5 protein-coding genes are annotated in these 4363 nt (G+C 70.5%); all 5 read right to left on the bottom strand.

The annotated features are described in order from the left end of the window. The coding region (locus tag ACNPM4_RS11780; protein WP_448985822.1) for a fumarylacetoacetate hydrolase family protein at positions 1 to 469 on the bottom strand (469 nt) is incomplete at its 3' end. Positions 470 to 510: 41 nt separating this feature from the next. Next, positions 511 to 1296 carry an SDR family NAD(P)-dependent oxidoreductase gene (locus tag ACNPM4_RS11775; RefSeq protein ID WP_029262572.1) on the bottom strand — a complete coding sequence of 262 codons (786 nt, stop codon included), beginning with the start codon at positions 1294 to 1296 and terminating at the stop codon, positions 511 to 513. Then, positions 1293 to 2711, bottom strand: a complete 1419-nt coding sequence (locus ACNPM4_RS11770) for an MFS transporter (protein ID WP_105710895.1) — start codon at positions 2709 to 2711, stop codon at positions 1293 to 1295. Before ACNPM4_RS11770 ends, ACNPM4_RS11775 begins: the two co-directional genes overlap by 4 nt. A 131-nt stretch (positions 2712 to 2842) precedes the next feature. Then, a complete protein-coding gene (locus ACNPM4_RS11765; protein ID WP_105710896.1) occupies positions 2843 to 3631 on the bottom strand; it encodes an IclR family transcriptional regulator in 789 nt (262 codons plus the stop codon). A gap of 55 nt (positions 3632 to 3686) precedes the next feature. Then, positions 3687 to 4363, bottom strand: a 677-nt coding sequence (locus tag ACNPM4_RS11760; RefSeq protein WP_448985821.1) for a D-2-hydroxyacid dehydrogenase, incomplete at its 5' end; no start/stop codon positions are given.

Below are 4363 nucleotides of genomic sequence, written 5' to 3'. Positions count from 1 at the left end.
CCACGTCGTCGATCCCCACCGCGGTATCGATCCACGGGCCGAGTGGCGTGTATCCCTCCCCCGACTTGGATTCGAAGTTGCGGGGATCGCTGTGCGCGCGGTCGGGGCTGGAGAGATCGTTCACGGCCGTGACGCCGAGCACATACTCGTGGGCATTCTGAGCCGTCAATCCGTGGGTCGCCCGGCCGATCACGACGGCGATCTCGCCCTCGGCCACCGGGGCGCCCGCGTCGCGCCGCAGGGCGACCTCCGCTCCGCTTCCGATCACGGTCCGCGGGCTCTTGAGCCACGCCTGCACCGGCGAGGTGTGGTCGGGGCCGTTCTGGGCGATCCCGACGATGACGAGGGGGTCGACCGGCGCGACGACGGGTCCTTCGACGGCGTCACCCTCGTCATCCGGGGCGCGGCCCTCGGCGAACGCGAGGAACGGGTCCGAGATCGGGGTGAGCCCGTGGTCCGTCTCACGCACCCACCGGGGGCCCGCAGCGGACGCGACTCGACCGAGCCGCATCAGACGACCGCCGTCATGCCGCCGTCGACGAAGAGCGTCTGGCCGTTGACGAAGTCGCTCGCCCCGCCGGCGAGGAAGAGCAGAGCGCCGACGAGGTCTCGGGTGTCGCCCCAGCGTCCGGCCGGAGTGCGTCCGCGGACCCATGCCGAGAACTCCTCATCATCGACGAGCGGCTGCGTGAGAGCGGTCGCGAAGTAACCGGGAGCGATGGCGTTGGCCTGGATGCCGTGTGGGGCGAGATCGGCGCAGAGCCCCTTCGTGAACATCACGATCGCGCCCTTGGTCGCCGAGTACGCGGCGATCGAGGGGCGCGCGAGCTGCGACTGCACGCTGCCGATCTGGATGATCTTCCCCGAACCGCGGGCGATCATCCCGGCGGCGACACGGCGCGACAGGTGGAAGACGCTGGAGAGGTTGGTCTGCACGAGCGCATCCCAGTCCTCGTCCGCGAACTCCGCGATCGGCGCCCGGCGCTGGACACCCGCGTTGTTCACGAGGATGTCCGGCGTGCCGATGAGCTGCTCGACCTCGCGCATCCCGGCATCCACCGCCGCGGCGTCGGTCACGTCGAAGACGACGCTGTGGGCCACGACCCCCGTGCCCTGCATGATCTCGGCCGCGACCGCCGCGGCCTTCGCGGCATCGCGTCCGTGGACCACGACGGTCGCACCCGCTCCAGCGAGTCCCTCCGCGAGGGTCCGGCCGATGCCCTGGCTCGATCCGGTCACGAGCGCCGTGCGGCCGCTGAGGTCGAAGAGGGCGAGGCCCGCAGGCACGGCGCTCACCGTCCGACGGCCTTGATCGAGACCGTCGTGGCGAAGACGTCGTCGCCGCCCTCTTCGCGGGAGACCTTGATCGCGTCGTCGATGCGGGTGAGATCGCGGCGGAGCGTCTCCGGAGCGAGGAACGTCGAGGCGGTCGTGATGATGGCGAGCACGGCCATGTAGATCGCCAGGAGCACCCAGTTCCCGTCGCTCACCGCGATAAGGTACGCACCGAGGACACCGGCGAGGCCGCCGGCGAGCACGGCCGAGATCTCGCGAGCCATCGCGACGCCGAGGTAGCGGTGACGGTTGCCGAAGAGCTCGGGGAGCATGGCGCACTGCGGTCCGAGCATGCTGTTCACGGCGACGCCGATGCCGATCGCGATCACACCGATGGCCACGGCGTAGTTCCCGAGTGACAGCAGCCACCACGCGGGGAACGTGTAGACGAGCATGAAGACGGCGCCGAACCGGTACACCGTACGGCGCCCGAAGCGGTCGGAGAGGTGTCCGGTGAACGGCACGGAGAAGACGCCGATCAGCGATCCGAGGGTGACGCCCCACGTGAGCAGGCTCTTGTCGGCACTGTCCCCGACCACCGTGACGAAGAAGGCGAGACCGAGGGTCTGGAACATGTAGGAGCCGCCGTTCTCGGCCATCCGCAGACCGATGCCGACGATGACGCCGGGGAGGCCGTGCGTGAAGATCTCCTTGATGGGGCGATCGGCGATCTGCTCGTGCTTCTCGAGCTCGACGAAGGTCGGCGTCTCGCGCAACCGCATCCGGATGAACAGGGCGAGGAGGATCAGCGCGAACGAGGCGAGGAACGGCACGCGCCATCCCCAGCTCAGCAGCTGGTCCTCGGGGAGCAGCGTGATCAGCCCGAAGACGACCGCGGCGAGCAGGGTTCCGGCCTGGATGCCGACGAACGGCAGGGCGGAGAAGAACCCGCGGCGCTTGACCGGCGCGTACTCGGCCATCAGCACGGTCGCGCCCGCCTGCTCGGCACCGGCACCGAAGCCCTGGAGGAGGCGCATCAGCACCAGCAGGATCGGGGCCCAGAGCCCGATCGCCTCGTAGGTGGGCAGCAGACCGATCGCGGTCGATGCCCCGCCCATCAGGACGATCGTGGCGACCAGGACCCACTTGCGCCCGAGCTTGTCGCCCAGGACGCCGAAGAACAGGCCTCCGAACGGTCGTGCGAGGAAGCCGACGCCGAAGGTCGCGAACGCGGCGACCGTGGCCATGGCGGGGTCGTCCTGCGGGAAGAACAGGACGTTGAAGATCAATGCCGTCGAGAGCCCGTAGAGCGCGAAGTCGAAGTACTCGAGCGCGCTGCCGATGCTGGACGCGAGCGTCGCGCGGCGCAGATTCGCCGCGTACTCCGGGTCATCGGACACTGCGCGTGCTGAGGTGCGGTGGTCGGTCACTGCCATCTCCTTCGATCGGCTTCGCCTGCGGCGTGACCCCGACTGTACCAGCCCGTTGGATTGCGTTCAACCCTTTGGACCGAGTTTCGACGCACGGAAGGACAGACCGCGCGCAGGACGCGGCAGCGCGGAACGAGTCAGCGACGAACGGCGGTGCTGAAGGGGTTCGTCAACGCCGCGGCAGCCGCGCGCAGCGCCTCGCCCACGCGCTCGATGCGCTCGTAGTCCGCCTCGGCGGCACGGATGGCGACGCCGAGAGCCAGCGGCGGATCGGTCGGCGCCCAGCCCTCGAGCGGGACGGCGACGCCGACGATGCCGCGGAAGGACTCCTCCGCATCCAGCGCCCAGCCCCGCCGACGGGCGGTGGCGAGCACTTCCAGCAGCCCCGCCATGGTCGTCGCGCTCCGCTCCGTCAGCGACGGGAAGACCGCGTCCTCACCGAGGAGCTCGATGACCTCGGCATCGGTCATGGCGGCGAGCAGCGCGCGCCCGGTGGCCGAGAGCGGCGCGGGGAGCCGCGAGCCCAGCGGGGTTCCCAGTCGCAGCGACCGTGACCCCTCGTGCCTGGCGAGGTAGAGCGCATCCGTGCCGTCGAGCATGGCGACCTGCACGAGCTCGGAAGCCAGCTGCGGCGAAGCCTCGCACACGCTGTAGAACTCGCGCACCTGGTTGAACTGCGCCGCGAACGCACCCCCGAGCTCGGCGGTGCGCACTCCCAGACGATAGCCCTGCGGCGTGCGGTCGACCATGCCCCCGGCCTCGAGAGCGAGGCACAGATTCGCGGTCGACGACTTCGCCAGCCCGAGTTCGCCGGCGAGTTCGGTCAGTGTCCGGGGGCCACCGGCGTCGGCGAGGAGGCCGAGCAGGCGGATGCTGCGGGTGACGGCAGGCGCGGGATCGCGCCCCTCGCGGGTGTCGTCGTCCATGGCTGCGCCTTCCGCCGTCGGTGGGGCCGCGGGTGCACGCGCACCCGCCTGCGGATCAGTAGAACTCGACCGTATCGACCACGGCGGTCAGCGGCTCGCCATCGAGCAGGCGCGCCGCGTTCTCCGCGAAGCGTCGGGCGATCCGCTCCTCCTCCTTCGAGTTGAGCGCCGCGGTGTGCGGGCTCACCAGCACGTGCGGGTGCGTCCACAGCGGCGACGCGTCGTCGAGCGGTTCCTGCTCGAAGACATCGAGAGCGGCGAAGGCGATCCGACCGTCGTCGAGAGCCGCGAGCAGGGCGGTCTCGTCGATGACCGAGCCGCGACCGACGTTGGTGATGATCGCCCCCGGCTTCACCGCAGCGAGGACGTCGGCACCGATCAGGTGATGGGTCTGGGCGGTGCCGGGCAGCGTCACCACGATCGCATCGACGTGGGCCACCGCGTCGCGCAGCTCGTCGAGCCGCACCAGGCGATCGACGCCGGCGACCGGCTCGCCCGACCTCGTCGTGCCCCACACCCTCGCACCGAGGGCATGGAAGCGACGCGCGCATTCCGCGCCGATCCCGCCGAGGCCGACGATCAGCACGGTCATCTCATCGAGCTGCCGCATCTCCCAGCGGTCGGGCCAGGTGCGAGTGCTCTGATCCGCGAGGAGGCGAGGGAGGTTCTTCGCTCCCGCCATCACGCCGAACACCGCGAACTCGGCCAGCGGCCCGCCGTGCACGCCCGCAC

The sequence above is a fragment of the Microbacterium umsixpiens genome (genome assembly GCF_053543675.1).
This window is presented reverse-complemented; position numbering and strand designations above follow the sequence as displayed.